The organism is Nocardia sp. NPDC050712 (genome assembly GCF_040654295.1).
Taxonomy (GTDB): domain Bacteria; phylum Actinomycetota; class Actinomycetes; order Mycobacteriales; family Mycobacteriaceae; genus Nocardia.
The window spans coordinates 662808-688271 of sequence record NZ_JBFAHT010000002.1; the positions used below are offsets into that span (position 1 = coordinate 662808).

General features: G+C 69.5%; 30 protein-coding genes. 17 read left to right on the forward strand and 13 right to left on the reverse strand.

What is annotated here, in order from left to right; all coding sequences use genetic code 11:
- The first annotated feature begins 150 nt into the window (after positions 1 to 150).
- A complete protein-coding gene (locus AB0H76_RS13520) occupies positions 151 to 1347 on the forward strand; it encodes a TetR/AcrR family transcriptional regulator (protein ID WP_357322180.1) in 1197 nt (398 codons plus the stop codon).
- Positions 1348 to 1808: 461 nt separating this feature from the next.
- Positions 1809 to 2138 (forward strand): hypothetical protein, encoded by a 330-nt coding sequence (locus AB0H76_RS13525; protein WP_357322183.1) that lies wholly within the window; start codon positions 1809 to 1811, stop codon positions 2136 to 2138.
- Between the two features lie 171 nt (positions 2139 to 2309).
- Here the strand turns inward: AB0H76_RS13525 and dapA are convergent, their stop codons facing one another.
- The gene (gene dapA / locus AB0H76_RS13530) at positions 2310 to 3188 is read right to left on the reverse strand and encodes a 4-hydroxy-tetrahydrodipicolinate synthase (RefSeq protein WP_357322186.1); all 879 of its coding nucleotides are present in this window, start codon (positions 3186 to 3188) and stop codon (positions 2310 to 2312) included.
- 70 nt (positions 3189 to 3258) lie between these two features.
- On the opposite strand from dapA, the gene AB0H76_RS13535 reads away from it, so the two are divergent.
- Entirely contained in the window at positions 3259 to 4122 is an 864-nt protein-coding gene (locus AB0H76_RS13535) for a LysR family transcriptional regulator (RefSeq protein WP_357322188.1), read from the forward strand.
- On the opposite strand, the gene AB0H76_RS13540 is transcribed toward AB0H76_RS13535, so the two are convergent.
- From AB0H76_RS13540 to AB0H76_RS13555, 4 genes are all read right to left on the reverse strand, one after another.
- Positions 4119 to 5174: a fused (3R)-hydroxyacyl-ACP dehydratase subunits HadA/HadB gene (locus AB0H76_RS13540; RefSeq protein WP_357322191.1), complete on the reverse strand. Its 1056-nt coding sequence runs from the start codon at positions 5172 to 5174 to the stop codon at positions 4119 to 4121. The genes AB0H76_RS13535 and AB0H76_RS13540 overlap by 4 nt on opposite strands.
- 81 nt (positions 5175 to 5255) lie before the next feature.
- Positions 5256 to 5678 carry a hypothetical protein gene (locus AB0H76_RS13545; protein ID WP_357322194.1) on the reverse strand — a complete coding sequence of 141 codons (423 nt, stop codon included), beginning with the start codon at positions 5676 to 5678 and terminating at the stop codon, positions 5256 to 5258.
- 64 nt (positions 5679 to 5742) lie between these two features.
- Positions 5743 to 6369 (reverse strand): DUF4328 domain-containing protein, encoded by a 627-nt coding sequence (locus AB0H76_RS13550; RefSeq protein WP_357322197.1) that lies wholly within the window; start codon positions 6367 to 6369, stop codon positions 5743 to 5745.
- A 90-nt stretch (positions 6370 to 6459) separates the two neighbouring features.
- Complete coding sequence (locus tag AB0H76_RS13555) at positions 6460 to 7437, reverse strand: DUF5996 family protein (RefSeq protein WP_357322199.1); 978 nt, start codon at positions 7435 to 7437, stop codon at positions 6460 to 6462.
- A gap of 98 nt (positions 7438 to 7535) precedes the next feature.
- Between AB0H76_RS13555 and AB0H76_RS13560 the strand changes: the two genes are divergently transcribed.
- Genes AB0H76_RS13560 through AB0H76_RS13570 form a run of 3 tightly spaced genes read left to right on the forward strand, consistent with a single transcriptional unit; the run spans position 7536 to position 9683 of the window.
- Positions 7536 to 8696, forward strand: coding sequence for an LLM class flavin-dependent oxidoreductase (locus AB0H76_RS13560; protein ID WP_357322202.1), 1161 nt, complete (start codon positions 7536 to 7538; stop codon positions 8694 to 8696).
- Positions 8693 to 9355, forward strand: a complete 663-nt coding sequence (locus AB0H76_RS13565) for a CE1759 family FMN reductase (RefSeq protein ID WP_357322205.1) — start codon at positions 8693 to 8695, stop codon at positions 9353 to 9355. The genes AB0H76_RS13560 and AB0H76_RS13565 overlap by 4 nt, the downstream gene beginning before the upstream one ends.
- Positions 9356 to 9404: 49 nt before the next feature.
- Positions 9405 to 9683: a hypothetical protein gene (locus AB0H76_RS13570; protein WP_357322208.1), complete on the forward strand. Its 279-nt coding sequence runs from the start codon at positions 9405 to 9407 to the stop codon at positions 9681 to 9683.
- 10 nt (positions 9684 to 9693) lie between these two features.
- On the opposite strand, the gene AB0H76_RS13575 is transcribed toward AB0H76_RS13570, so the two are convergent.
- Positions 9694 to 10095: a MerR family transcriptional regulator gene (locus tag AB0H76_RS13575; protein ID WP_357322210.1), complete on the reverse strand. Its 402-nt coding sequence runs from the start codon at positions 10093 to 10095 to the stop codon at positions 9694 to 9696.
- 47 nt (positions 10096 to 10142) lie between these two features.
- Between AB0H76_RS13575 and AB0H76_RS13580 the strand changes: the two genes are divergently transcribed.
- From AB0H76_RS13580 to AB0H76_RS13595, 4 genes are all read left to right on the forward strand, one after another.
- Positions 10143 to 10940: an MBL fold metallo-hydrolase gene (locus AB0H76_RS13580; RefSeq protein ID WP_357322213.1), complete on the forward strand. Its 798-nt coding sequence runs from the start codon at positions 10143 to 10145 to the stop codon at positions 10938 to 10940.
- Positions 10941 to 11016: 76 nt separating this feature from the next.
- A complete protein-coding gene (locus AB0H76_RS13585) occupies positions 11017 to 11193 on the forward strand; it encodes a hypothetical protein (RefSeq protein ID WP_357322216.1) in 177 nt (58 codons plus the stop codon).
- Positions 11190 to 11564 carry a VOC family protein gene (locus tag AB0H76_RS13590; protein ID WP_357322219.1) on the forward strand — a complete coding sequence of 125 codons (375 nt, stop codon included), beginning with the start codon at positions 11190 to 11192 and terminating at the stop codon, positions 11562 to 11564. Before AB0H76_RS13585 ends, AB0H76_RS13590 begins: the two co-directional genes overlap by 4 nt.
- 11 nt (positions 11565 to 11575) lie before the next feature.
- Positions 11576 to 12079, forward strand: coding sequence for a carboxymuconolactone decarboxylase family protein (locus AB0H76_RS13595; RefSeq protein WP_357322222.1), 504 nt, complete (start codon positions 11576 to 11578; stop codon positions 12077 to 12079).
- Here the strand turns inward: AB0H76_RS13595 and AB0H76_RS13600 are convergent.
- On the reverse strand, positions 12076 to 12867 hold the full coding sequence (locus AB0H76_RS13600) for an MBL fold metallo-hydrolase (protein ID WP_357322225.1): 792 nt from the start codon (positions 12865 to 12867) through the stop codon (positions 12076 to 12078). The genes AB0H76_RS13595 and AB0H76_RS13600 overlap by 4 nt on opposite strands.
- A 116-nt stretch (positions 12868 to 12983) precedes the next feature.
- Here AB0H76_RS13600 and AB0H76_RS13605 point away from each other — a divergent pair, with 116 nt between their 5' ends.
- Positions 12984 to 13649 (forward strand): SGNH/GDSL hydrolase family protein, encoded by a 666-nt coding sequence (locus tag AB0H76_RS13605; protein ID WP_357322228.1) that lies wholly within the window; start codon positions 12984 to 12986, stop codon positions 13647 to 13649.
- A 23-nt stretch (positions 13650 to 13672) separates the two neighbouring features.
- Positions 13673 to 14284 (forward strand): TetR/AcrR family transcriptional regulator, encoded by a 612-nt coding sequence (locus tag AB0H76_RS13610; RefSeq protein ID WP_357322231.1) that lies wholly within the window; start codon positions 13673 to 13675, stop codon positions 14282 to 14284.
- Positions 14285 to 14286: 2 nt separating this feature from the next.
- Here AB0H76_RS13610 and AB0H76_RS13615 read toward each other — a convergent pair whose 3' ends face one another.
- Positions 14287 to 15333: a DUF6745 domain-containing protein gene (locus AB0H76_RS13615; RefSeq protein ID WP_357322234.1), complete on the reverse strand. Its 1047-nt coding sequence runs from the start codon at positions 15331 to 15333 to the stop codon at positions 14287 to 14289.
- Positions 15334 to 15365: 32 nt separating this feature from the next.
- Positions 15366 to 15692 (reverse strand): hypothetical protein, encoded by a 327-nt coding sequence (locus AB0H76_RS13620; RefSeq protein ID WP_357322237.1) that lies wholly within the window; start codon positions 15690 to 15692, stop codon positions 15366 to 15368.
- Positions 15693 to 15847: 155 nt separating this feature from the next.
- Here AB0H76_RS13620 and AB0H76_RS13625 point away from each other — a divergent pair, with 155 nt between their 5' ends.
- From AB0H76_RS13625 to AB0H76_RS13645, 5 genes are read left to right on the forward strand one after another with little or no spacing between them, the layout of a single operon-like run.
- On the forward strand, positions 15848 to 16795 hold the full coding sequence (locus AB0H76_RS13625; protein ID WP_357322240.1) for an STM4015 family protein: 948 nt from the start codon (positions 15848 to 15850) through the stop codon (positions 16793 to 16795).
- Positions 16792 to 17883 (forward strand): STM4014 family protein, encoded by a 1092-nt coding sequence (locus AB0H76_RS13630; RefSeq protein ID WP_357322243.1) that lies wholly within the window; start codon positions 16792 to 16794, stop codon positions 17881 to 17883. Before AB0H76_RS13625 ends, AB0H76_RS13630 begins: the two co-directional genes overlap by 4 nt.
- On the forward strand, positions 17876 to 18697 hold the full coding sequence (locus tag AB0H76_RS13635; RefSeq protein WP_357322246.1) for an STM4013/SEN3800 family hydrolase: 822 nt from the start codon (positions 17876 to 17878) through the stop codon (positions 18695 to 18697). Before AB0H76_RS13630 ends, AB0H76_RS13635 begins: the two co-directional genes overlap by 8 nt.
- Positions 18694 to 20025 (forward strand): STM4012 family radical SAM protein, encoded by a 1332-nt coding sequence (locus AB0H76_RS13640; RefSeq protein WP_357322249.1) that lies wholly within the window; start codon positions 18694 to 18696, stop codon positions 20023 to 20025. The genes AB0H76_RS13635 and AB0H76_RS13640 overlap by 4 nt, the downstream gene beginning before the upstream one ends.
- Positions 20012 to 20902: an STM4011 family radical SAM protein gene (locus tag AB0H76_RS13645; protein ID WP_357322252.1), complete on the forward strand. Its 891-nt coding sequence runs from the start codon at positions 20012 to 20014 to the stop codon at positions 20900 to 20902. The genes AB0H76_RS13640 and AB0H76_RS13645 overlap by 14 nt, the downstream gene beginning before the upstream one ends.
- Here the strand turns inward: AB0H76_RS13645 and AB0H76_RS13650 are convergent.
- The 4 genes from AB0H76_RS13650 to AB0H76_RS13665 all read right to left on the reverse strand — a co-directional run bounded on the left by AB0H76_RS13650 (position 20886) and on the right by AB0H76_RS13665 (position 25348).
- Complete coding sequence (locus AB0H76_RS13650) at positions 20886 to 21812, reverse strand: aldose 1-epimerase family protein (protein WP_357322255.1); 927 nt, start codon at positions 21810 to 21812, stop codon at positions 20886 to 20888. The genes AB0H76_RS13645 and AB0H76_RS13650 overlap by 17 nt on opposite strands.
- Positions 21809 to 22915, reverse strand: coding sequence for a galactokinase (gene galK / locus AB0H76_RS13655; RefSeq protein WP_357326168.1), 1107 nt, complete (start codon positions 22913 to 22915; stop codon positions 21809 to 21811). The genes AB0H76_RS13650 and galK overlap by 4 nt, the downstream gene beginning before the upstream one ends.
- 35 nt (positions 22916 to 22950) lie before the next feature.
- A complete protein-coding gene (gene galT / locus AB0H76_RS13660) occupies positions 22951 to 24039 on the reverse strand; it encodes a galactose-1-phosphate uridylyltransferase (protein WP_357322258.1) in 1089 nt (362 codons plus the stop codon).
- Between the two features lie 130 nt (positions 24040 to 24169).
- On the reverse strand, positions 24170 to 25348 hold the full coding sequence (locus AB0H76_RS13665) for a lipase family protein (RefSeq protein WP_357326171.1): 1179 nt from the start codon (positions 25346 to 25348) through the stop codon (positions 24170 to 24172).
- Positions 25349 to 25464: the final 116 nt, after the last annotated feature.

Here is a 25464-nt window from a genome sequence, read left to right on the forward strand (position 1 = left end):
ACGATCCTCGTGCCCGACAGTCCCCGGCCGGGAGCGCGGCCACCGATGTCCTATCAAGTCGCGACCGACTGCTGAGCCGCCGACCGGAGTAGTGCCCGCGTGGCGATAGATTGATCCTTTGTCCCAGCTGCGGATCGGAGGCGGAACGGCATGGCGGGTGTGAACCGGGTGACGAGCGATCCGGTCCGGGGGACGCGGCCCGCGAACCGGCGGCTGTTGATCAAGCTGGCCGCGGCGGAGCTGTTCGCCAAGCGGGGCTATGCGAATGTCGGGATGGGGGAGGTCGCGGACGCGGTCGGGATCGGGCCGTCGGCGCTCTACCGGCATTTCCGGGGTAAGCAGGATTTGCTCGCCGCCGTCGTGAGTGAAGCGCTGGACACTATCGACAGCCTGCTCGCCGTGGCCACGCCGGAGAACGTCGACACGAACCTGGCGGCCGTCGCGGTCGAGAACCGGGGGATCGGCGTGCTGGTGCGGCGGGAGTCCCGGCACCTGCCCGCGGAGACGCGGCGCACGGTGCAGATCGCCTTGCAACGCATCGTCGGGCGCTTCGCCGAGTTGCTCGGAGTGCGGCGTCCCGAACTCGGGGCGGCTGAGGCCGATCTGCTCGCCCGGTGCGCGGTGTCGGTCGCGAGCAGCGTTTCCTACCACAATCTTTCGCTGCCCGAGCCGGGGATCACCAGGCTGCTGGGCGATCTGATCACCCTCGTCGTCAACGCGCCGGTCGTCCTGCCCGAGCCGGGACCGGTCGAGACCGGCCGCCGGGGCACCCTCACGCCTCGCTCCCGGCGCGAGGCGATCCTCACCGAGGCGACGCGCCGTTTCGCCCGCGACGGGTTCGCCGGGGCGAGCATGGAGGACATCGGCGCGGGCGTCGGTGTCGCCGGCCCCGCGCTCTATCGTCACTTTCCCGCCAAGTCCGACATCCTCATCGAGGCCGTGCACCGGGGCGTCGCCTGGTTGCAGATGGATCTGAACCGGGTATTCGCGCGCGCCACCGACGCCGGTGACGGGCTGCGTCGTCTCCTGATCAGCTACCGCGACTTCGTCTTCGACAATCCCGGGATCATTCACCTGACCGTCTCGGAGACGATCTACCTGCCGGAGGACGAGCGACATCGTGCGCGCGCCGCTCAGCACTCCTACATCGCGGAATGGGTGTATCTGGTCGGGGAGGTGCACTCGGAGTGGGATCCGGTCGCCATCCGGATCCGCGTGCAGGCGCTGCTGACGGTGCTGAACGAGATCGCGCTCGCGCCGGAATTGCGCGGCCGCAACGGTATCGGCGCCGCGCTACTCGCCATCGGCGCGGAGTTGCTGGTCGTCTCGGAACCCCGGGAGCCGTAGGTCAGGCGAGCCGGCTCAGTGGTGGCGATGCGGAAACCGTCGGTGAACCGCCTGTGGCTACGTCACCCCGGTCATGTTGTTCCACAATTTTCATGCACAAGTTACTGCATCAATTGGACGTCATGAGCATTGGTAATTATTTTTATTAAACCAACTGAGCGGATTGTGTTGGAGATCATATTGGCGCTTCGGAATGCTAGCATGCTAGTATTTCACCTTTAGCGCAGGGCTTCTGCCTGCGATTTTGCCACTTCGGGTCGAAGGTCAATTCTGCTTTTCATCAAATTCCAGGTTGTTGCCCCATCTTCCGTAGTGTTCGCCGCTATTCTCGGCGGCTACTGTTCATGGCAAGCACCTTGGGAGTCGCTCGATCGTCAGCTGTGGAAGTCCGGCCGGCGAGTGTGTAGTCAGTGGCTATCGCGGTGAGTCGGATAACTGCGAATTGGGAGAAGCTGATGTCGATGAGTTCGATTACTGCGATCGAAGGTGGAATTCCATCCAGCCTCGCGACTGCACGGAACGTGGAGTTGACGGTCGATACCTCTGATGCGATTGCTACCGTCGCTGTACCGGTGGATACACATGCTCGCCTCACCGATAACCACCCGGCTTTCGTGCTTGCGCTCTGCCTCGCCGTCGCGGTGGCCGTCATTGTCGGTCTAGTAATCGGGATTCTTTATCGCATTGATGGTGCAAGTATCGCGGCGGCATTCATACGCGGCTGTATTGCGGCAGGTTCCTCGGTAGTCGGTGGCGCAACTGTCATCACCTTGATCACTTTGATGTCATGAAGAATATTCTTTGTGCGAGGTGGCGCGGCAAGGCTCTGTCTGCCGAAAGGGCTGGCGAAAACCGATGACGCTCGCACCATCGGTACCGATTTCTAATGGAAGCCGTGTTGCCACCTTCCGATGCGCTAGCTCGGCAGCATTATCTGACAAGGCGTCGCTGGAAGCTAATGATCAGGCGAGCCGGCTCAGTGCGTCGAGTGCCGCGCTGGTCGCGGATTCGCCGGCGGGCAGCAGCGGGAGCCGGACCGCGGGGGTCGGGATTCGTTTCTCGGCGGCGAGGACGGCTTTGATGACGGTGGGGTTGGGTTCGGCGAACAGTGCGGACGAGAGCGCGGTGAGCCGGTGGGTTTGGGCGCGGGCTTCGGCCGAGGTGCCGGTGCGCCAAGCGGAGATGAGGGCGGCGTAGGCGGCGGGGGCGACGTTGGCCGAGGCGAGGATGCCGCCGGTGGCGCCGAGGGCGAGCATGGGGGCCAGGTGCAGGTCGTCGCCGGCGAGGACGTCGACGTCCGGCGGGAGGGTGCTCATGAAGGTGACGGTGGTGTCGTCGATGCCGCCGATGGCGTGTTTGAAGCCCGCGATGTTCGGAATTCGGGCGAGTTCGTAGAGCGTGTCGGCGCCGAGGGTGCGGCTGGTGCGGTGCGGGACGTTGTAGACGATCAGCGGCACGGGGCTGGTGGCCGCGAGTTCCCGGAAGTGCGCCAGGACACCGGCTTCCGAGGGGCGGGTGTAGTAGGGCACGACGGTGAGGGCCGCCGCCACCGAGGGGCCGAGGGCGGCATGGGATTCGATCGACGCGGCGGTGGAATTCGAACCGGCGCCGACGATCAGGGGAGCGCCGCGTTCGGTGCAGACGCGGGCGCAGATCTCCAGAACGGTGCGGCGCTCGTCGGCCGTCAGAGTCGCGGCCTCGGCGGTGGTGCCCAGCGCGACGAGGCCGGTCGCGCCGGCGTCGAGGGCCGAATGTGCCAGCCCGGCCAAGGCCTCGGTGGCGATCTCGTCGGTGGCGGTGAACGGTGTGACGAGCGGGACGAACAGGCCGGAGAAAGTCATGCCCCCAGCTTGACGGCATGAATACATCAGGTCCAGTTCACATATCTACAGCTGAGATTAAGCTGAACTGATGCTGGATGTGAGAAGGCTGCGTCTCCTGCGCGAACTCGCCCACCGCAAAACCATCGCCGCGGTGGCCGAAGCGCTGTCCTACACCCCGTCGGCGGTTTCCCAGCAGTTGACCGCGCTGGAACGGGAAACCGGCGTGGCCCTGCTGGAACGCACCGGCCGCCGCGTCGAGTTGACCCCTGCCGCGCTGACCCTGGTCGAGCACGCCGAGACGATCTTCGCCGCGCTGGCCCAAGCCGAAGCCGACCTGGCCGCCGGGCACGCCGAACTCGCGGGGCAGTTGCGGATCGGCGCGTTTCCCTCCGCGGTGCCGACGATCGTCTCGCCGGCACTGGTCGCGCTCAGCCGCGACCATCCGCGGCTGGAACTGATGGTCACCGAGGTCGACCCGGCCACCGTTCCGCAGGCCCTGCGCACCGAAACCCTCGATGTCGCACTGGTTCAGGAGTACGACTATGTCCCGGCCGCCCCGGACCCGGCGATCGATGCCGAACCACTGCTCGAGGAAACGATCTACCTCGCCGCCACCACCCCCGACCCGCTCTCGGCCCGCCGCCACGCCGCCTGGATCGCGGGCACCCCGGGCACCCTCTGCCACACGATGATGATCCGCGCCTGCGAAGCCGCGGGTTTCACGCCGCGGATCCGGCACCACGCCGACGATTTCGGGACCGTCCTGGCTTTGGTCGCCGCCGGTCAGGGCGTCGCGCTCGTCCCGGAACTCGGGGTCGCCGCGCCACCCGCCGGTGTCGTCCTGACCGCGCTTCCGGCTCAGCGGCGCACCTCGGTCGCTTACCGGCGCGGCACCGGTGGGTCCCCGGCGGTGGTCGCGGTGTGCGCGGCGTTGCGTGGCGCGCTGGCCTAACCCGACAGTTGCACCGTCGCCGTCGCACGGCCGAAGATCTTGCGGCTGTTGTGGATTGCCGACAGCGCGATGGTCGCGAGCCCGGTGTCGGGATCGAGGTTCTTGACCTTGCCCTGGTATTCGATCGTGCTCGGCCCCGCCGCGCTCACGTGGACCGGGCTCGTCATGCGCACGGCGAACTGGCGGAGCGCGCCCGGGTCGTCGAGCCAGGAGGTGACGTAGCCCGCGCCCAGGCCCATGGTCAGCATGCCGTGCGCGACGGTGCCGTCGAGGCCGACGAGCTGGGCGGCGGGGGCGTGCCAGTGGATGGGATTCGAGTCGCCCGAGACGCCCGCGTAGTGCACCAGATCGCCCAGGGTGAGTTCGAAGACCCGGGTCGGCAGCACGTCGCCCACCGTCACCGAGTCGACCGGGCGCGCCCGGAGCGACTGCGGCACAGCGGATTCCGAATCCTCGTTCAGGGTGACCGGCTCGACCGGACCGGCCGCGCCGTGCTGCTGCCGCAGGACCAGCGTCAGCGCTTGCGCGATGTCGGCGTGGGCCTCGGCCGGGCCCGAGCGGGCGATCAGACTCGTTCGAGCAATGACGACGACGTCGCCGTGCTGGTTCGTGACGGCGTTCTCGACCACGAAGAGGTCACCGCCGAACGCCTGCCGGAACGAGTGCAGCGAGATATTGCTGACGAGATGATCGCCGGCGACGATCGGCCGCAGGAAGTCGAAAACCTGATCGGTCTGCATCGTGGCGGTGAGGTCGTAGCCCACCAGGAGCTCGGCCAGCGCCTCCTGCACCGCGTCCGCGAGCAGGGACACGAAGGTCGGCGGCGCCGCCAAGCCCGCGTGCCCGTACTGCCGGGCCGCCTGCTCGTCGCGGTGCACCGGATGCGAGTCCTGCACCGCGCGTGCGTATTCCCGGATCTTCTCGCGACCGACCTCGTAGGAGTCGCCTACGCGGAACCGATGACCCACGATCGACTGCGCGTGGGCGACCGGATCGAACGGGGCGGCGGGACCGCCCGGTTGCTCGGCGCCGGCGGTAGTGAGGGTGGGCATGGCAGTCGGCTCCTTCGCTCGGCTGTTTGTCGTGGGCAGTAGTTAGTCGTAGCCAACGGTCGTTCGGATTGCTGCGCGTGGTCAGGCGACGGGGCTGAACTCGTCTTCCAGCACGATCGGCGGGAGCAGGCCCTCGGAGTCGGTGTCCTCGACGGCGTCGATCGCCGCGGCGATCCGGTCGTACACGCTGCCGGCCACCGCGTGCAGTTCCGGGTGGCGGGCGTCGGTCATCAGGCGGTGGCGGCGGGTGATCCGCAGCAGCGCCGCGACATTGAGACCCGACAGCGGCACCTCGACCATGTCGTGGCTGATACGCCGGACGTATTCGGGTGCGACCCACTCGGCCGGGCGATGGCCGCTGCTGATCTGCCACAGATCCAGCTGGTCCCACAGGTCCTGATGACACACCAGTTTGACCGTGGCGACGCCGGCGGCTCGGTGCATGCGCTGCTGATGCTCGCGCTGGTTCGTCTGCTGATCACGGATCCATGAGGGCCACTTCATGGCGTCGCATTCTGCCCGAACCGGGCGAGAATCGTTGCGCCAACACACCCCTCGATGCTGTGCGTCAGGTGTGTGTTGTCCGGTCGGCCAGGGACTGGTCCTGGCGGCGCGCGACGGTGCGCACGAATGAGCTCAGCGCGACGACGGCGACTACGTACAACGCCACGCCGGCCAGCATGCCCTGGGACACGATTCGCGCGGAGTCCGGCCACTCGGTGCGCCCGGCGGCGACGATGGCGCCCCAGAAGACGATCGTGGCGGCGAGCCAGCCGAACCACCAGGTCCAGACCGTTCGGGGGACGCTGCCGGTGGCGCGCGCGATGTCGGCGATGACCACGAGGGGCAGGATCAGATTGGCGATCGGGATGAACCAGCCCGCGATCGCCCATCCACGCGACAAGCGGTGGGTTGCCGGGTAGAGCGCCTCGGCATTGGATCTGGCGCGGACGGTCCAGAGGATCACCGGAATCAGCAGCAGCGGCCAGCTGAGGACGATCACGACAGCGCCGGCGGCGAGCATGGTCACGACGCGATCGGCTTCCGGGCTGTCGCGGCCGGCGTCGGAGTTGATCGCGATCATGATCGCGGTGACCATGATGATCGGGCCGATCAGGGCGAGATAGCCTGCCGTCGCCGCCAGGATGGCCCGGGTGCGCAGGGGTCGGGCCGTTGTCGGAAAATCCGTGTTCATGAATCGCCTAGCGTCGCAGGGCGGAGGTTCGCCCCTGTGCAAGCAGATCTTCGACGCTATCGGCCTCGCGGGCAACCGATTTGACGAAACTCAGGTTCCGGTCGGCCAGTGCGGCTCGGGCAGCCGGCGAATCGGATCGGTGATGCCGCCCCAGCAGGTGAGATCCTCGGCGGGCCAGCCGGCCAGGCTCGCACCGGCGGTATAGGCGGATTGGAAGAATTCCAGGGTGGCGGCGATGGGGTCGGCGGCGCCGCGGGCGGCGTCGTAGGGGTAGTAGGCGTTGTGGCCGCTGCCGGCCGGAACCCATTGCGCACCGGCCGGCCGCAAGGGTTGCTGGTCGATGCCCGGGGGTTCGGGGGCGGTGTAGGAGTAGAAGGTGGGGGCCGGGACGTTGTCGTCGCCGAACCAGAAGCCCGCGGAGATGTCCTCGCGGGAATAGGCCTCCCGGGTGACCGGGTCGACGCTGTCGGTCATCGCGATGTGGCGCGGCGAGAACCGTTGCACCGCAAGGTCGAAGGTGTGCCAGAACAGCTGGACCGGGCTGATCGTGCCGGAGAAGGTGGAGCTGAACTCCTCCAGGATCCGGCCGACCTGGCTGTGCACGCGGAACGCGTGCTGCGCGAGATCCGGTACGTAGTCGGCGTGTTCGGTGTCCTCGGCGAACGGACGGTGCGCGTCGGGCAGGTCGTAGGGGTAGGGCCGGGCCAGGGTGACCTCGATGCCGAGATCGCGCAGCGCGCGCATCGCGGCGGCGTAGAAGGTGGCGACCGACTGTCCGGTGAGTGGCACCACCGCGCGGGCACCCCGGTCGGTGCTGATCTGCAGCTCGTGGTCGAAGAAGTCGAAGGCGCAGGTGAAGACGGGGCCGGTGCGGGCCGAGCCGAGCGGGACCGTGGTCCAGCCGCGCGCGGTCAGTCGGTAGGTCATGTGCCACCAGTGGTTGCGCCGAATGCCCTTGGCCAGCGCCACCTTTCCGATGATCTGCGAGAATCGGTGCAGTGTCTCCTTGGTGGGCCGCCAAGGTTCGAACGGGATAGCGGGCAGCGGGTCACCGGGTGTTGTCGTCATTGCCGTTCCCTCCGTCGGAGATGCGCCGCCATTCAGTGTGCCAGAAGTTTGCTATACCCTGGGTCGCGCGGCTACCGCCTCACATCCCAGGAGGGACGATGCAGTTCGGAGTCTTCACGATCGGCGACGTCACTCCCGATCCGACCACAGGTGTGGCCCCCACCGAAGCGGAACGCATCCAGTCGATGCTCGCCATCGCGCTCAAGGCCGAAGAGGTCGGCCTGGATGTCTTCGCCACCGGTGAGCATCACAATCCGCCGTTCGTGCCGTCCTCGCCCACCACCATGCTGGCCTATATCGCCGCCAAGACCGAGCACCTGGTGCTGTCCACCGCGACGACGCTGATCACCACCAACGATCCGGTGAAGATCGCCGAGGACTTCGCCATGCTCCAGCACCTGGCCGAGGGCCGCGTCGACCTGATGATGGGGCGCGGCAACACCGGGCCGGTCTACCCCTGGTTCGGCAAGGACATTCGCGACGGCATCCCGCTGGCCATCGAGAACTATCACCTGCTGCGCAAACTGTGGCGCGAGCCGGTGGTGAACTGGCAGGGCAAGTTCCGCACGCCGTTGCAGAACTACACCTCCACACCCGCCCCGTTGGACGACACCCCGCCCTTCGTCTGGCACGGCTCGATCCGTTCACCCGAAATCGCCGAGCAGGCCGCCTATTACGGGGACGGGTTCTTCCACAACAACATCTTCTGGAACAAGGAGCACACCCAGCAGATGGTGCGCCTGTACCGGGAACGCTTCGAGTACTACGGGCACGGCGCGGCGAACCAGGCCATCGTCGGACTGGGCGGGCAGGTGTTCATGGCGGATTCCGAGGCCACGGCCAAGGAATTCTTCCGCCCCTATTTCGACAACGCCCCGGTCTACGGGCACGGCCCGTCGCTGGAGGAGTTCGCCGAGCTCACCCCGCTCACCGTCGGCACGCCGGAGCAGGTGATCGAGCGGACGCTGGGTTTCGCGGACTATGTCGGCGACTACCAGCGTCAGCTGTTCCTGATGGATCACGCCGGGCTGCCGTTGAGCGTGGTGCTCGAGCAGATCGAGATTCTGGGTCGCGAGGTGGTGCCGGTGCTGCGCGCGGAATTCGAGTCCCGCCGTCCCGCCGGGGTGCCGAGCGACCCGCCCACCCATCCCACGCTGTCGGAACTCGGGCCGGACGACCCGTTCCATCAGGTGGAGCCGGGGCGCGAAGTGGCGATGAGCAAGCTCCCGGCCGACGAGGCGGACGGGAACCGTTCGTGACCCGCCGAGTGGTGGTGCTGACCGCGGGCTTGTCGCAACCCTCCACCACGCGCCTGCTGGCGGACCGGTTGGGCCAGGCGGTGCGTGCCGCGGTCGGCAATCGCGGTGAATCGGTGGAGCTGGACGTCGTGGAGTTGCGTGAGCTGGCGATCGAGCTGGCGACCAGCGTCACCACCGGCGGCCTGCCCACCGCGACCGTCGCGGCGGTCCGCGAACGGGTGTCGGCGGCCGATGGTGTCATCGCGGTGACGCCGATCATCGCCGCCGGGTACAGCGGCCTGTTCAAGATGTTCTTCGACGCGCTCGATCCGGACGCGCTCAACGGCATGCCGGTGCTGATCGGCGCCACCGCGGGCACCGCCCGGCACTCCCTGGTGCTGGAATACGCGATCCGCCCGCTGTTCATCTACCTGCGCGCCAACGTCGCGACGACCGGTGTCTTCTGCGCGACCGAGGATCTGCAGACCGCCGGCACCGAGGATCGGGTCGGCCGCGCGGCGGCGGAGTTCGCCCGCCTGCTGGTCACCGAGGACGCGGCGGTCCGCGGCTTCATGGCCGAGGACGGCCAGCGCCCGCGCCGCTCCGGCAACGCCGTCGGCCGCTCGGCCCCGTTCACCCAGCTGCTGGCCGGGCACGACGGGACAGCCGAGCAACGCTGACCGGCCACGTCACCGCGTGCTGTCGGTGCGCGCTCGTATGGTTGGTCGCATGACCGATATCTCTCCGCTGGCCGCGTCCGCGCGGGCGACCTTCGGTGACGCCGGCGTCCATGCCGTGGTGCGCGCCGGGCGGACCGTCCATGCCGTCAGCCTCGGTCACTGGGTGGGCGGGGAAGAAGTGCCGGAGCTGGTCTGCCACACCGGCGTTGCCGGGTGGTCGCCCGCGGCGCTCCAGCCCACCCGCGCCTCGGTCACCTGTGTCCGATGCCTGCGACGACTCGGCGAAACCGTTGCCTCGCAGCAGCTTTCCCTGTTCGGCGACGTCTGAGCGGAGCGGATCAGCAGGCGGCGTCCGGGGCCGCCAGGGTGCGTTTGAACTCCGGGCAATCGACCAGCCGGGCGTGCGTGCAGACGGCCGCGTGCGTGAGGCCGTCGCGCATCCGGGTGAGGCGGGCGATGTCCTCCTCGACTGCACGGGCCTTGGCGGCCAGCTGGGTGCGGAGTTCGGTGTCGCCGGGAGTGGCGCGCAGGAAGTGCTGGATTTCGGCGATGGTGAACCCGGCGCGGCGGGCGCAGTTGATCAGGGTGAGGCGGGGGAGCACCTCGGGGTCGTAGGTGCGGCGCAGACCGTTGCGGCCGACGGAAGTGATGAGGCCCTGCTGCTCGTAGTAGCGCAGGGCGGAGGCGGCCAGGCCGGCGTGGGTGGCGACCTCGGCGATATCGAGCTGGGCGGTGGGCACATTCACTCCTTGACTTGAAGCGCGCTTCAAGTCACAGACTAGCGGGCATGAAGATTCATCACCTCAATTGCGGGTCCATGGCGAAGATCGAAGCGACCACCGCGGGAGCGGACCCGGCGCATACCGTGAACCACTGCCTCCTGGTCGAGACCGCGGACGACCTGGTGCTCATCGAGACCGGGCTCGGCCTGGTGAACGTGCGGGACCCGGAGGGGACGCTGGAAGCCGACTGGGTGCGGTTCGCGCAACCGGCGCTCGACGAGGAGGAGACCGCGGTGCGCCAGATCGAGCGGCTCGGGTACGCGCCGGGCGATGTCGGGCACATCCTGCTCACCCACCTCGACGTGGACCATTCCGGCGGCCTGCCCGATTTCCCCGCGGCCAAGGTGCACGTGCACACGGCCGAACTCGACACGGCGCTGGCCGAAGCGGCGGCGACCCGGTACCGGCCGGCGCATTGGGCGCACGGGCCGAACTGGGTGACCTACACCCCGGAACCCGGCGACGAGTGGTTCGGGTTCACCGCCGCCGTTCCCGAGGGGCTCGGGCCGGACTTCCGGCTCGTGCCGCTGCGCGGGCACACCCCGGGGCACATGGGAGTCGCGGTGCGACAGGATGATCGGTGGCTGCTGCACTGCGGCGACGCCTACTACTACCACCGCGAACTGGAGCTGCCGCCGACTCCGCATCCGGTACTGGACTACCTGCAGCAGAGCGCCGAGTTCGACCGGGATCTGCGCCTGGGCACCCAGGCCCGGCTGCGGGAGCTGACGCGCACCAACCCCGAGATCGCGCTGTTCAACGCGCACGATCCCTGGCAGCTGCGAAACCACCGGAACGGGTGACGATGTCCGGCCACCAGCATTCGGGGATTGACGGAAGTCGTACTCGGCGGCGATGCTCGCCGGAGGTCGTCGATGGATGGAGCTGCTTGTGAGCCGGATCTTCGGAAAACCCGCCCAGTTGGGCTATGTGGTGCGTGATATCCGGGTCGAGATGCGGCGGTGGCTCGAGCAGGGCATCGGGCCGTGGTTCTACGTCCACGACGTGCCGACCGACTATTTCACCCATCGGGGCGCGCCATCCGCGGTGAAATGAGTATCGCCCTGGCCAATTCGGGTGATCTGCAGATCGAGCTGATCCAGCAGCGCAACGACGCGCCGTCGCTGTACCGGGAGTTCCTGGACTCCGGGCGCGAAGGTTTGCAGCACATCGCCTACTGGACCGACGATTTCCAGGGCCTGTACGACAAGGCCCTCGGGCTCGGGTACGAGGTGGGCCACGAAGGGTGCATCGGCGGCCCGCAGGGGCGTTTCGCCTACTTCGATACCGAGAAATCGTTCGGCCACATCATCGAGATCTCCGACACCAGCGGCCCGAAAGGCCAGTTCTTCCAGTACATCCGGGAGGTGGCCGCCACCTGGGACGGCAGCGACCCGATCCGCGGCGAAGTCGACAAGCCGGCCTGAGGAGGCACGAGATGGATTACCCCGAGAGCGAGACCCTGTCCGACGCGGTGCGCGCGGCGCTGACCACGCGCAACGCGAACGTCTACCGGATGATCGCGCACTCGCCGGGCATGGCGCTGAGCTTCTACGCGGTGGCCGACGCGATGCTGCAGCGCAATTCGATGCCGATGGACCTGCGCGAGCTGGCCATCCTGCGCGTCGGCCATGCCTATAGCGCACCCTACGAACTGCATCACCACGAAAGGTTCGCGCGCGCGGTCGGTCTCGGCGAACCCGCGATCAAGGCCGCCGAGACCGGCCTGCTCGACGGCCTGTCCGCCGCGGAGGCCGCGGTGCTGCGCTGGACCGATCGCCTGCTGGCCGAGCACACCCTCGGCGGGCCCGATCGCGCGGCGGCCCTGCGGCAGTTCAGCGTCGGCCAGCTGGCGGATTTCGTGCTCACCGTGGGCTTCTACCAGCTGGTGTGCAACTTCCTCAACACCTTCGAGGTCAGCACCGAGGGCGAGGCGTTCTAGGCGTGCGCGGTGGCCCGGGCCCGGTCGAGCAGGACCGGGTCGTGGGAGCAGACCAGCAGTAGATCCGGATCCGCGCGCGCGTAGAGCTCGGCCAGGCGGGCGTGGTTCGCGCGCACCTGCTTCCGGTCCACGGCGGTGAAGGCCTCCATCGCGGTGAGGACGGCGGGTACCTTCGAGCGGCCGTCGAGGGTGCCCTGCTGATAGAAGGCGTCACCGCAGTGCAGCACCCAGCGATGCCCGGCATCCACCGCGACGGCGGCGTGGCCGCGGGTGTGGCCGGGCATCGCGATGAGCACGATGCCCGGCGCGATATCGGTGAGTTCCTGGGCGGCGGCGAAACCGCGCCACGGTTCACCGGCCGGAGTGTGCTCCACGAACTTCGGATGGTGCGACCACTGGGGTGAACGGAACCGCACGCGCTCCTGCCAGGTCGGCTCGGTGACGGCGCCCCGCAATTCCGCGGCGGTCAGGTGCACCTGCGCGTCCGGGAAATCGGCGAGGCCGCCGGCGTGGTCGGAGTCGAAGTGCGTCAGGATGATGTGGCGCACGTCCGTGCGCTGAAAACCCAAGGCCTGCACCTGTTTCGCGGCGGTCTCGGCGGGGTCGCAGGCGGGCCGGTTGAACCGGCGGATCGGGCCGAGCCGCCCGGCGGGGTCGGCGGACTCTCGCAGCCCGTGCCCGGAGTCGACCAGGACCAGGCCGTTGTCGGTCTCGATGAGCAGCACATGGCAGATCAGGTCGACGGTCGGCAGGCGCATGCTGCCGCAGTTCAGGTGATGCACCTTCATAGGTGAGCCATTCGGGGATTCCTCCAGTTCGATTGCGCATCAACCTAATCCACCGTCTCGCCGAGCGCCTTCCGAGCTGCTTGCAGTAAGTGTGCGGTCGACCGTATGCTTAGTTTATGACATCGACGATGCTTTCGGAAGAGACGGACCCGCTGTGCCTGCGCCCGGAGGCGGCCGCGGCGCTGCTCTACGACGCGCCGTGGCGGCGCTTCGGCGTGATCGGTGACAGCCTCTCGGCGGGCACCAGCGATCCCACGCCCGGCTACGCGCCGATCGGGTGGGGTGAGCGGATGGCGGGAATACTGCGCAGTGTGCGGCCGGATCTGGCCTATCTGAACCTGGCGCAGGTGGGCGCGAAGACGCCCGAGGTGCTGGTCGAGCAGTTCGAACGGATCCGGGCCTTCGAACCCGACCTGCTGCACCTGAATTCCGGCGCGAACGACATCGTGCGCCGCGACCCCGACTTCGACGCGATCGAGCACGATCTGCGGACGATGTACGAGCTCGCGGCCGCCACCGGCGCGCAGCTCTCGGTGTTCACGCTGGGCCGCGCCTACGTCGTTCCCGTGTTCGCCGATTGGCACGATCGCCTGCGCCGGCTCAACGACCTCACCCGCCGGCTGGCGGGGGAGTACGACGCAGTGCTGACCGACTTCTGGGACCACGAGTTCAACGACCGGCCGAACCTGCTCAGCGCGGACGGCATCCACTTCTCCACCTCGGGCCAAGCGGTGATCGCGGCGGAACTGGTGAAGCAGCTGGCACATCGGCTGGCCCGCTGAGAACCGAGAGTACGATCGACCGCATGCACAGTGCGGCGGCGGAGCAGATCACCGACAAGCGCCTGCTACGCGGCGCGCGCACCCGGCAGCTGGTGCTGCGCCAAGCGGTGGACCTCGCCTCGCTGGAAGGGCTCGGCGGCCTGAGCTTCGGCCGCCTCGCCACCGACACCGGGCTGAGCAAAGCCGGTATCCAAACGCTGTTCCGCACCAAGGAAGCCCTGCAACTGGCCACGATCGAACACGCACGGCGCCTGTTTGTGGATTCGGTCGTGCGGCCCGCGCAGGAGCAACCCGAAGGCGCGCAACGCCTCCGAGCGCTCGTCGAACGCTGGATCGACTACGCCGTCGCGCCGCTGTTCGCGGGCGGCTGCTTCTGGAACGCCACGCTGGCCGAGTTCGACAGCGTGCCCGGCCCGGTCCGCGACGCCCTGCTCGCCACCAAGGGCGCATGGCTCGCCGCGCTCGCGGACCAGCTACAGCGGGCGGTGACCGCGGGCGAGGTCGGCGCGCGTGACGCCGACCTCGTCGCCTTCCAGATCGATGCCGTGCTGAGCGCGGCGAATACCGCCCTGCGGTGCGGTGATCCGGCCGCGGTCGACAAGATCCGGCGCAGCGTGGCGCACTTCCTGGCCTGAAATCAGGTCTGGCGCAGCGGTTCGTAGCTCGCCGCGTCCAATTCGAAGGTCCAGGCCACGCCCTGCTTGGCGGTCCGGGTGCTGGGCGGCACCCGCAGCCAATAGGTCTTGAACGAGCCGTCCGGCTCGGCCGTGGAGTTGACCACCTCCACCATCACCACGTCCTCGTCGTCGGGCAGCGGTATCCGCCACAGGATGCCGGTCTCATCGCGGTGCACCGGCTCGGCCGCGGATTCGGCGAGATAGCGGTCGTAGCCGAAGTATTCGAGCATGACGCGGCGGAGCTCGGCGTTCTCCTCCTCGCGGATGCGCTGCGGGGTCAGCGTGCTCAGTTCGCTGAGAAAGCCCGCGGGAACCGGCATTCCGCTCCAGGAGTACAGCGCGAAACCGTCCGGGAAGGCCAGCGCGGGCCCTTCGCCGCTGTGCAGCCGCCCGGCTTCGTCCCGCTCGAGATGCAGCGGCCGCTCACAGAGGACGACGGCGTGCTCGAACGGCCACCACCAGCCCGCGCTCCGGGCGACCTGGGCCAGGCCCGCCAGACTCTCGGCGCCGTCGAACGCGGCCAGCCACGGTGCGTCGTGCTGGCCGAGGACGGCATCGAGCAGCACGCCGCGAATCTCGCGTTCGGCGGCGGTGCGGGCCCGGCGCGCGTCGCCGGTGTCGTCGTCCGCGCCGGCTTCGAAGGGGCCGAGGATGTCCTCGATCACGCCGACCCGGATGCGTTCGGCCAGGGCCCGGGTGCTGTCCCAGAGCTGCCCGCCGGTCGCGTTCCAGAGCTCGTTCCAGCCCTCGGCGCCGAGTTCGGTGTAGCGCCGCTCGCGCTCGGCGGCCCAGGGCCGGGTGCGGACGGTCTCGCGCACGCTGCGGCCCGGCCGCTCCAGCGCGCGGACCGCGGCGACGCCCGCGACCGGGGAGTCGGCCCAGAGGATGTGGGCGGGCTCGGCCAGCCCGGCGGCGGTGTACGCGCGCCGCACTCCGGCCTCGGCGGCCGGCCGATCGGCCCGCCCGCTGGTGGCCGCGACGCCGCGCCAAGAATCGATGGTGTGCATGAGAATCCGCTCTGTGCTGGAGTTTACGAAGATCAGTCGGCGATGACGCGGACCGAACCGGGCACGTATTCGCGCTGCCGGATCACCCGGTACCAGCCCTTGGGCAGGGCGATCGGCGCGTGCTCCTCGTGCACCAGCCGCCCGCCCTCGGGCAGATGCAGCAGCTTCGGCGCGGTGGCCGTGCCGGTGCGGATCAGCCGGCCGGGCGCGCTGAGCGCGTGCGCGTGGCCGGTGACCTCGCCCAGCGCCAGCACCAGGCGCCCGCGACCGTCGCGCGGCTCACCGGACTCGGCCTGGAAGCGCTCGGGCACGGACTCCTTCGTGATCGGCATGATCAATACGTCGCCCTGTCGGAACATCGCCTACTCCCTCCGAGCCGCCGCCCCGTGCGCCGGCTCCCGCATTCGAAAGTAGCGCGGGGGTACGACAATTCGCGGCGGCCCGCGCGGCTGTCGGCCGCCCCTGGTAGAACTTGCTGGCACATCGGATCGTTGAGATATGGGGAGCCCGCGACATGGCCATTTCCGACCACATGGAGGGATTCCACGGGCTACCCGTGGTCGATTTTCCCGACGCCGCCTCGACCGCCGACCTGCCGGCGGCCGACGACGTGGCCTGGCGCGTCGCCATCGAACCGTGGGACAGCAAGGAAAGCTGGGTGAACGCGTTCGCCCGCTTCCTGGACACCGTGGAGAGCACGGCGGTGCGCGCGCTGGTCGTCGGAGTCTGGGGCGAGGGCGACGAGGATTCCGAGCCGGTGGTGGCCGCGCTGGTCGAGGCCGCGGATCGGCTGCCCGCGCTGCGCGCGGTGTTCCTCGGCGACATCACCTATGACGAGAACGAGTGCTCCTGGATCCATCAATCCGATGTGACGCCACTGCTCGAAGCGTTCCCCAAGCTGCGCGAGTTCGGCTTCCGCGGCGGCGAGAACATGCGCCTGCGGCCGATCGAGCACGCGAAGCTGCGCACGCTGTCGGTGCAGACCGGCGGCCTGGACGTGGAGGTGCTGCGCGCGATCGCCGCCAGCGAGCTGCCCGCGGTGGAGCGCCTGGACCTCTGGCTCGGCACCTCCGAATACGGCGCCACGGCCGAGATCAGCGATCTCGAGCCGTTCCTGTCCGGGACCAGGTTCCCCGCGCTGCGCCATCTCGGCCTGCGGAACAGCGAGATTCAGGACCAGGTCGCGGTCGCGGTGGCCGCGGCGCCGGTGGTGGCGCGCCTGACGACGCTGGATCTGTCCCTGGGCACACTCGGCGACGAGGGCGCCGCCGCGCTGCTGGAGGGCCAGCCGCTCACCCACTTGAAAACCCTCGACCTGCACCACCACTTCATCAGCTCGGCGCTGAGCAAGCGGCTGGCCGCGGCCCTGGAACCGTTCGGCGTGGAGGTGATCCTCTCCGAAGAGGAGGAGGCCGAAATAGACGACGACCGGGAGTGGCGCTACGTCTCGGTAGGGGAGTGAACGCCCTACCCGCGCTCGCCGTCGTCGGCATCCCCGGCAACCGCCGCGTCACCGGATTCCAAGATGCCCTGCGGCGCGCCGGTTTACCGCAGGCCAGGGTCGTGTCGTGGCTCGACGTGCTCGAAGGGCGCGCCGAGTTCGACCCCGATGAGATGGTGCGGCTGGATTCGCCCGGCGAGGACGCGGCGGTCGACCGCATCCTGCGCGCGACCGGCGATCCGACCCGGGTGGAGGGTTCGGCACTCTGGTACCGGCGGTTCCTCGCCGCGGCGCGCGGGTTGCCGGCGCGTCTGCTGGACGACCCCGAGGATCTGGCCGTGCTCTTCGACAAGCGCCTGTGCCACGGCGTGCTGTCGAAAGCCGATGTCCCCGTGCCGTTCTCGCCGACCTCGGGGCCCGCGCACCCGGCGCTCGGCGGCTGGGACGACGTGCGGGCGCTGATGGCCGACGCCGGACTCACGCGCGTCTTCGTCAAACTCGCGCACGGTTCCTCGGCCTCCGGCGTGCTGGCCATCGCGACGGCGAGCGGTGGGCGCGTCCGCGCGACCACCTCGGTCCGCCGCGATCCCGAGGGCGGCCTGTTCAATTCGCTGCGCGTCGCCACCTACACCACCGAGGCCGAGGTCGCCGCGATCGTCGACGCGCTCGCTCCGGACGGCCTGCACCTGGAACGCTGGCTGCCCAAGGCCGCCCTGCACGGCCGCACGGCCGATCTGCGGGTCGTCGTGGTCGACGGCCGCGCCACCCACGCGGTGGTCCGGACCAGCCGCTGGCCGATGACGAACCTGCATCTCGGCGGTGCGCGGGGCGATCTGGCCGCGGCCCGGGCGGTCATCGGCGAGCACTGGGCGCAGGCGCTGGCGACGTGTGAACACGCCGCGGCCTGTTTCCCCGGCTTCTCCCGCGTGGGTGTGGATCTGCTGCCCGCGCCGGGCTGGCGGCGGTTCGCCGTCGGCGAGGTCAACGCGTTCGGTGATCTGCTGCCGGGCCTGCGCGGTTTCGCGGGCGGCGGCGCCGAATCCGGGGACACCTACGACGCGCAGGTCGCCGCCATCCGGCGCCGGGCCGGGAGCGTCGCACATGCCTGATCCGGATATGAACGAGGTGATCGGGCGCGACGACCTGCTGCTGGTCACCCTGGACACGCTGCGGTTCGATGTCGCGGCCGAGCTGATCGCGGCGGGCCGGCTGCCGAATCTGGCCCGGCACCTGCCGGGCGGGGTGTGGGAGCAGCGCCATGCGCCGGGCAGTTTCACCTACGCCTCGCACCAGGCGATGTTCGCGGGATTCCTGCCGACGCCCGCCGCGCCGGGCCCGCATCCGCGGCTGTTCGCGGCCCGGTTCGAGGGCAGCGAGACCACCGCGGGCCGCACGTTCGTGTTCGATACCCCGGATCTGGTGTCCGCGCTCGCGGGCGAGGGGTATCGCACGGTGTGTATCGGCGGCGTGGGGTTCTTCAACAAGCGCGGCCCGATGGGGTCGACCCTGCCCGGGCTGTTCCAGGAGAGCCATTGGGACCCGGAGTTCTCGGTGGCCGCGCCGGAATCCTTCGAGGCGCAGGTGCGCCGGGCCGAGCAGGTTGTCGCCGCCTTGCCGCGCGAGCGCAGGCTGTTCCTGTTCGTCAACGTCTCCGCCCTGCATCAGCCGAACTGGTTCCATCTGCCCGGCGCGACCAAGGCCGACGGCGACTCCCGCGAAACTCACGCCGCCGCACTGGAATACGTCGACCGGCACATCGGCCGGCTGTTCGCCGCGCTGCGTAGTCGCCGCCGCTGCTTCGCCATCGTCTGCTCCGATCACGGCACCGCCTACGGCGAGGACGGTTTCACCGGGCACCGCCTCGGCCACGAATCGGTATGGACCGTTCCCTATGCCCAGTTCTTCCTAGAGGCCAACCCATGACCACGCTGATTCGTCCCCGCCCCTACCAGAGCTACGTCTACGGCTATCCGCACAAGACGGCCTACCGTCCCCTGCCCGACCGGCCGCCGCTGCGCGCACTCTGGGAGCGCGAACCGGTCGACGCGCTGTCGCTGTACGCGCACATCCCGTTCTGCGAATACCGGTGCGGCTTCTGCAATCTGTTCACCCGGATCGGCGCGCCCGACGACCTGACCGGCCGCTACCTGGACGCCCTCGAGCGCCAGGCCGACGCCGTGCGCGCGGCGCTCGGGGACCGGCCGGTGCGCTTCGCGGCGGCGGCCTTCGGCGGCGGCACGCCGACCTACCTGTCCGCCGACGAGCTGACCCGGCTCTGCGATATCGCCGAGCAGCGGATGGGCGCGGATCTGCGCGCGGTCCCGCTCTCGGTGGAGACCTCGCCCACCACCGCCACGGCCGACCGCCTCGCGGTGCTGGCCGAGCGCGGCGCGACCCGGGTGAGCATCGGCGTGCAGAGTTTCGTGGACAGCGAGGCCAAGGCGGCGGTGCGACCGCAGCGCCGCGCGGAGGTGGAGGCCGCGCTGGCTCGGATTCGGGCCGCGCGCATCCCGGTGCTCAATATCGACCTGATCTACGGCATCGAGGGCCAGACCGAACGCAGCTGGCGCACCTCGCTCGCGGCCGCGCTGGCCTGGCGGCCCGAGGAGCTCTACCTGTACCCGCTGTACGTGCGCCCGCTGACCGGCCTCGGCAAACTCGGCGGGGACACCGAGGCGGACTGGGACGAGCAGCGCCTGCGCCTGTACCGCGCCGGTCGCGATCTGCTGCTCGAACACGGCTACGAGCAGGCCTCGATGCGCATGTTCCGCCGCCCCGGCGCGCCGGAGGCCGGTCCGGTCGATTACGCCTGCCAAACCGACGGAATGATCGGTCTGGGGTGCGGCGCGCGCTCCTACACCGCGGGACTGCACTACTCCTTCGACTACGCGGTCGCACCGCGCGAGGTCCGCGGCATCATCGACAACTACACGCGGACAACGGATTTCACCCGCGCCGAGGTCGGCCGCGCGATCGACGAGGACGAGGCCCGGCGGCGGCATCTGCTGCAATCGCTGTTGCAGGCCGAGGGAATGGACGTCGCCGAGTACCGCGCCCGCTTCGGCGCGGATCCGGGCGCGCACTTCGCCGCCGAACTCGACGAGTTCGCCGCACTGGGCTGGCTCGACCCGGCGGCGGGCCCGGCGCTACTGCGCCTCACACCCGAGGGGCTGGCCTACTCGGACGCCCTCGGCCCACGCCTGTTCTCACCCGCCGTACACGCAGCGATGGCCGCTTATGAACCCCGTTGAGCTAGCACTGGGTACGCGGCACACGGATCTGACGATCCTGTATCGCGGCCCGCTGGCCTCCTGCGACTACGACTGCCCGTACTGCCCCTTCGCCAAGCGCCGGGACAGCCGCGAGCAACTGCGGGCCGACCGCGCCGCGCTGGAACGCTTCGCCGGCTGGGTGGCCGATCAGCCTGCCGACGATCGCCTCTCGATCCTGTTCACCCCGTGGGGCGAAGGGCTGGTGCGTTCCTGGTACCGGCGGACACTGGTCGAGCTGTCGCGGCTGCCGCAGGTCCGGCGGGTGGCGATCCAGACCAATCTGAGCTGCCGCACCGACTGGCTCACCGAGGCCGACCCCGGCACGCTCGCGCTGTGGTGCACCTACCACCCCGGCCAGACCCCGTACGAACGCTTCACCGCCAAGTGCGCGGATCTGGCGGACAAGGGAATTCGCTTCAGTGTCGGCGTGGTCGGCTTCCCAGAGCATCTGGGCGCCGCCCGCCGGTTGCGCGCGGACCTGCCCGAGCATGTCTACCTCTGGGTGAACGCGCCGGAGGGACATGAGCTCTCGGCCGCGGACGCCGCCGCGTGGTCGGAACTGGACCCGCTGTTCGAGTACAGCCTGCATCCCCACCGATCCGGCGGATTGCCCTGTCGCACCGGGGAATCCGTGATCTCGGTGGACGGCGACGGCACGGTGCGCCGCTGTCATTTCGTCCGTACGGAGCTCGGCAACCTCTACGACGGCTCCTATCGGGCGGCCCTGCGGCCGCGCGCCTGCCCACTGGCCGTGTGCGACTGCCACATCGGCTACGTGCACCTGGAAACGCTGCCGCTCTACGACGTGTTCGCAGGCGGTGTGCTGGAACGGATCCCCGCTACGGCGCGGCGCTGAGCCGGGCGCCCCAGCGGGTCGTCACAGACGCGCCGGGCGCCAGCCGGATCAGGCGGTCCCCGCTCTGGAAGGCGTTGGGCGGGCAGGTCATCGGCTCGGCGGCGAGGCCGGCGCGCCGATGGGCCGCGCCGAGGGTGTCGGCGGTGAACAGCTGGATGATCGGGTAGGTCTCGTCCACCCAGAGCTCGGCGATCCGATGATCGGTGCCGCGCAGCCGCACCCAGGCGCGGCCGTCCTCGTCGCGCGCCAGATCGGTGAACGCGTGATCGATGGTGGCCGATCCGATCTGGCGCGGGCTGGTGAAGTCGAATTGCGGTGTGTCCGCGACCGGTTCGGTGCCCGTCGGGAGCTGGCGGTACGGGTCGGTCCGGATCCGGGTGGCGGCGTCCAGATGCAGTATCGCCGCGTCGATGCGGCCCGTGCCCGGGGACAGATAGGGGTGATGGCCGCAGCCGTACGGCGCCGGGACCGCCCCGGGGTTGCGCGCGGTCGTGGTCACGGTCAGGCCGTCCTCGGCGAGCGCGTAGTGCACGGCCAGATCGAGATGGAACGGGTAGTCCGGCCGGGGATGAATCGAGGTGCGCATGATGACCTCGTTCTCGTTGTACCCGCAGGCATCCCACGGCCGCCAGCGCAGGAACCCGTGAATCGCGTTGTTCTTGGCCGGTTCGGTCAGCGGCACCCGGTAGTCGGCGCCGCCGAACTGATACTTGCCGTCGCGCAACCGGTTCGGCCACGGGATCAGCACCGCGCCGTGCGCGCCGTCGGCCATCGAGTCCTCGGCGTAGGGCTGCAGGACATCGCGGCCGTCGACCCGGTATTCGCGAATGCCACCCCCGACCTCGACGATGACCGCCTCCTGCGCGCCGGAGGTGATCCGGTACTGCTGTCCCGAGGGCGGTGGGGTCATGGGTGATCCACCCGCCGCGCCCCGGCGGACGGCACCGCCGTGAACGTCCGGGGTTCGGCGAAACGCGCCGCGCGGAAACGCTTCTCGACCTCGGTGACGACGCGATCGGTGAAGCGGGCGTCGATCAGCGCGATGATGCTGCCGCCGAAGCCGCCGCCGACCATCCGGGCGCCGTGCGCGCCGGCGTCGAGCGCGGCTTCGACCGCGGTGTCGAGCTGCGCGGTGGAGACCATGAAGTCGTCGCGCAGCGAGGAGTGCGCGGCGGTGAGGATCGGGCCGATGGCGCGCGGGTCGGAGCCGTCGCGCAGGGCCTCGACCACGGCGAGCACCCGGGCGTTCTCGCTCACCACGTGGCGGGCGCGGCGGCGCAGGACCGGGTCGGTGAGCACCGCGAGGGCCTGGAGATCGGTGACGTCGCGCAGCCGCTCGACGCCCAGTTCGGCCGCGGCGGCCTCGCATTCGCGTCGGCGGCGCGCGTACTCGCCGTTGACCAGCGCGTGCGGGGTGTTCGTGTCGACGATCAGCAGGGCCAGCCCCTTGGCGGCCAGATCGAAGGGCACCTGGGCGGTTTCGCCGGTTCCGGCGTCGAGGAACAGCGCGTGCCCGGCGATGCAGCGGATCGAGGCGGTCTGGTCGAGGGTGCCGGTCGGCGCGCCGACGTAGTCGTTCTCGGCCTTGTTCGCGATGTCGATGAGTTCGGCGTCGGAGACCGATAGCTCGAACAGGTCACGCAGGGCGATCGCCACCGAGCATTCGATCGCGGCCGAGGAGGACAGCCCCGCGCCGATCGGCACCGACCCGTCCAGTTCCAGGTCGACACCGGGTATGCGGTGCCCGCGGCGGTGGTACTCGTAGACCACGCCGAGCGGGTAGCGGGCCCAGCCCGTGACCTGGGATTCGGCCAGCCCGGCCAGCGGGACGTCGATCCGGTCGGCGGGATGCTGCTGGGAGCCCACCCGCACCCGGCCGTCGGTTCTCGGCATCGCGGTACACCGCACCACCTGCGGCAGGGCCATGGGCAGGCAGTAGCCGCCGTTGTAGTCGGTGTGCTCGCCGATGATGTTGACCCGGCCGGGCGCCGCCCAGATGCCGCCGGGGCGCATCGCCGCGACGTCCACCGCTGGTTCCTCGGACACGTTCACCGCACCTCCCGCAGTTCGGCCGCGACCTGTTCGGGCGTGGTGTCACTGATGAACACATTCATGCCCGACTCCGATCCCGCCAGATATTTCAGTTTGTCCGCTGCCCGGCGGATCGAGAACAGTTGCAGGTGCAGCCACCAGTCCTGGCGGGGCACACCGGATTTCGGGGTGGGAGCCTGGTTCCAGGCTGCCACATATGGCATCGGGGCGGGGAAGCGGCGGGCGAACCGGCGCAGCACGTCCGGATAGAGCTGGGCGAAGGCGTCGCGCTGGGCGTCGTCGAGCTCGGGCAGGTCGGCGACCCGCCGGTGCGGGTACAGCTGCACCTCGTAGGGCCAGCGCGCGAACGGCGGCACGAAGGCCGTCCACTCCTCGTTGGCCGCGATCACCCGCAGCCGGGCCGAACGTTCGGCGGCGAGGATATCGCCGAACAGGTTGGTGTCGTGGGCTTTCCGGTACGCGGTGACCTTACTGGTGATCTTGGCGACCCGGGGCGTGACGAAGGGGTAGGCGTAGATCTGGCCGTGTGGATGCGCGAGCGTCACCCCGATGTCCGCGCCGGCGTTCTCGAAGCAGAACACCTGCCCGATCCCGTCGACCTCGCCCAGCTCCGCGCTGCGCTCGGCCCACACGTCCACGACCAGCCGCACCCGGGTCGGCTCCAGCTGGGCGAAGGAGGAGTCGTGGGCGCTGGTGAAGCACACCACCTCGCACTTGCCGAACCCGTCGCGCAGCTGGGCCAGGGGTGCGCCCTCGACCGATTCGGGCAGGTCCTGGTGGGTCAGCGTCAGCGACGGGAACCGGTTGTCGAAAACCGCGATCTGATAATCGGTTTCCGGGATCTCGGTGGCGCGGTCCGGCGTCGACGGGCACAGCGGGCACAGGTCCGCGGGCGGCAGGAAGGTGCGGGTCTGCCGGTGCGAGGCGACCACCACCCACTCACCCAGCAGCGGATCGAAGCGGGCCTGTGAGCTGGTATGGGCGACGGGCAGGTCACGGCTGTCGGCGGCGACCCGGACCACCGGCGTGGCGTCGTAATACCGGATCGTCCGGCCGTCGGCGAGCTCGCGTTCGGTCTTGATCACCGAACCAGTATTCCCGACAGTCAGCAAATATTCAGCAACCTCGCCCGGGATGGCGAAGTCGGCCCGAGATGCGCCCGGGCGGGGTGCCGCTACTTGCTCGGCACCCCGCCCGGACGGGTAGTTCAGCTGCTCAGCAGCTGGTGGGCACCGGCTCGTTGCGGAAGCGCGACTCCACGTAGTTCCAGGCCTCGGCGAACCCGGCCGCCGCGGCGGTCATGTGCTCGGCGATGTCATAGGTGACGAGCTTGACCGGCGCGCCCGCCCGGCAGTACCGGTCGGCGGTCTCGGCGACGCTGTTGTAGGGCGTCAACGTGTCGTAGCGGCCCTGCCAGATGTAGGTGGGCGCGGTGGGCACGCCGTCGAAGAAGCGCAAGCTGTTCTCGTGCAGCACCTCTCGGGCGACGGGGCTGTCCATCAGGCTCTTGGAAGCGGCCAGCTGGTCGGCGCTGCGGAAGGCGCCGTGGAACAGCAGGAAGCGCCGGCAGGCGTCGTGCGTGAATTCCCGGAACCACAGGCCGTTCTCGTTGAGCTGATCCGAGATCGGCAGGCGCTGCGGGTATTCCCGCTCCAGGCCCATGGCCGCGGCGAAGGCCAGGCCGAAGCCGGGGTGCGGCTCGAAGCCGAGGCCGAGGGCCATCTGCTCCAGGTCGGCGGGGATGCCGCCCGCGACGATCGCGGCAATCTTCAGATCGGGCGCGTAGGTGGGCTGCAACGCGGCGGCCCAGCCGGTGGCCATGCCGCCGCCGGAGTAACCCGCGATGGCGACCGGGGACGTGCCCAGCCCCAGTTCGGAGGCGCGTTGCACGGCCTTGACGCTGTCCAGGGTGACCATGCCGCTGAGCTTCCCGGCGCCGTAGGCGACGTTGGGCCCGAGGTAGTCCGGCAGCGAGACAGCCCAGCCGCGTCCGATCGGCAGCATCGCGCCGGCCGCGTCCTGCAGTTCACCGTTGAACAGCGACCGCGACGGGTTGCACTGCGAACCGAGCGAATTGATCAGGGCCTGGTAGGAGACCAGCGGCGGGTTGCGCACGCCGATCGGCATCAGCACGGTGGTGATGCCCATGATCGCGTTGCCCGAGGAATTGGTGGACCGGAAGGCGACCTGCCAGCCCTCGGTGCCGACGTAGGGGCCGGTGTCGATCTTGCGGGTGCGCACCACGTCGCCGGGCGCGAGCCTGGGCAGATCGGTGGGTGCGGTGTAGAAGGGATCGGGGTCCGGCTCGGGATATAGCGGACTCGCATTGCTCGGCGCGGCGAACAGTCCCACGGCGACGATGCTCAGCGCCAGGGTGAGAAAACGGGTGAGGATAGCGAACACAGTCTTCTTTCGGGCATAGCAACATAGCCGGCGGTGCGCCGCAGCAGGTTTGGTGCCGGGCGGCCGTCGGCCGACAGGGGTGGTTGGGGCGGTGTGGTTGGAAGCAC

Bases quoted from the DNA above. Each gene is read 5' to 3' on its own strand.
- AB0H76_RS13520 (WP_357322180.1), top strand. From the start codon at position 151: ATGGCGGGTGTGAACCGGGTGACGAGCGATCCGGTCCGGGGGACGCGG.
- AB0H76_RS13525 (WP_357322183.1), top strand. From the start codon at position 1,809: ATGAGTTCGATTACTGCGATCGAAGGTGGAATTCCATCCAGCCTCGCG.
- dapA (WP_357322186.1), bottom strand. From the start codon at position 3,188: ATGACTTTCTCCGGCCTGTTCGTCCCGCTCGTCACACCGTTCACCGCC.
- AB0H76_RS13535 (WP_357322188.1), top strand. From the start codon at position 3,259: ATGCTGGATGTGAGAAGGCTGCGTCTCCTGCGCGAACTCGCCCACCGC.
- AB0H76_RS13540 (WP_357322191.1), bottom strand. From the start codon at position 5,174: ATGCCCACCCTCACTACCGCCGGCGCCGAGCAACCGGGCGGTCCCGCC.
- AB0H76_RS13545 (WP_357322194.1), bottom strand. From the start codon at position 5,678: ATGAAGTGGCCCTCATGGATCCGTGATCAGCAGACGAACCAGCGCGAG.
- AB0H76_RS13550 (WP_357322197.1), bottom strand. From the start codon at position 6,369: ATGAACACGGATTTTCCGACAACGGCCCGACCCCTGCGCACCCGGGCC.
- AB0H76_RS13555 (WP_357322199.1), bottom strand. From the start codon at position 7,437: ATGACGACAACACCCGGTGACCCGCTGCCCGCTATCCCGTTCGAACCT.
- AB0H76_RS13560 (WP_357322202.1), top strand. From the start codon at position 7,536: ATGCAGTTCGGAGTCTTCACGATCGGCGACGTCACTCCCGATCCGACC.
- AB0H76_RS13570 (WP_357322208.1), top strand. From the start codon at position 9,405: ATGACCGATATCTCTCCGCTGGCCGCGTCCGCGCGGGCGACCTTCGGT.
- AB0H76_RS13580 (WP_357322213.1), top strand. From the start codon at position 10,143: ATGAAGATTCATCACCTCAATTGCGGGTCCATGGCGAAGATCGAAGCG.
- AB0H76_RS13585 (WP_357322216.1), top strand. From the start codon at position 11,017: ATGGAGCTGCTTGTGAGCCGGATCTTCGGAAAACCCGCCCAGTTGGGC.
- AB0H76_RS13590 (WP_357322219.1), top strand. From the start codon at position 11,190: ATGAGTATCGCCCTGGCCAATTCGGGTGATCTGCAGATCGAGCTGATC.
- AB0H76_RS13595 (WP_357322222.1), top strand. From the start codon at position 11,576: ATGGATTACCCCGAGAGCGAGACCCTGTCCGACGCGGTGCGCGCGGCG.
- AB0H76_RS13600 (WP_357322225.1), bottom strand. From the start codon at position 12,867: ATGAAGGTGCATCACCTGAACTGCGGCAGCATGCGCCTGCCGACCGTC.
- AB0H76_RS13605 (WP_357322228.1), top strand. From the start codon at position 12,984: ATGACATCGACGATGCTTTCGGAAGAGACGGACCCGCTGTGCCTGCGC.
- AB0H76_RS13610 (WP_357322231.1), top strand. From the start codon at position 13,673: ATGCACAGTGCGGCGGCGGAGCAGATCACCGACAAGCGCCTGCTACGC.
- AB0H76_RS13615 (WP_357322234.1), bottom strand. From the start codon at position 15,333: ATGCACACCATCGATTCTTGGCGCGGCGTCGCGGCCACCAGCGGGCGG.
- AB0H76_RS13620 (WP_357322237.1), bottom strand. From the start codon at position 15,692: ATGTTCCGACAGGGCGACGTATTGATCATGCCGATCACGAAGGAGTCC.
- AB0H76_RS13625 (WP_357322240.1), top strand. From the start codon at position 15,848: ATGGCCATTTCCGACCACATGGAGGGATTCCACGGGCTACCCGTGGTC.
- AB0H76_RS13635 (WP_357322246.1), top strand. From the start codon at position 17,876: ATGCCTGATCCGGATATGAACGAGGTGATCGGGCGCGACGACCTGCTG.
- AB0H76_RS13640 (WP_357322249.1), top strand. From the start codon at position 18,694: ATGACCACGCTGATTCGTCCCCGCCCCTACCAGAGCTACGTCTACGGC.
- AB0H76_RS13645 (WP_357322252.1), top strand. From the start codon at position 20,012: ATGAACCCCGTTGAGCTAGCACTGGGTACGCGGCACACGGATCTGACG.
- AB0H76_RS13650 (WP_357322255.1), bottom strand. From the start codon at position 21,812: ATGACCCCACCGCCCTCGGGACAGCAGTACCGGATCACCTCCGGCGCG.
- galK (WP_357326168.1), bottom strand. From the start codon at position 22,915: ATGCGCCCCGGCGGCATCTGGGCGGCGCCCGGCCGGGTCAACATCATC.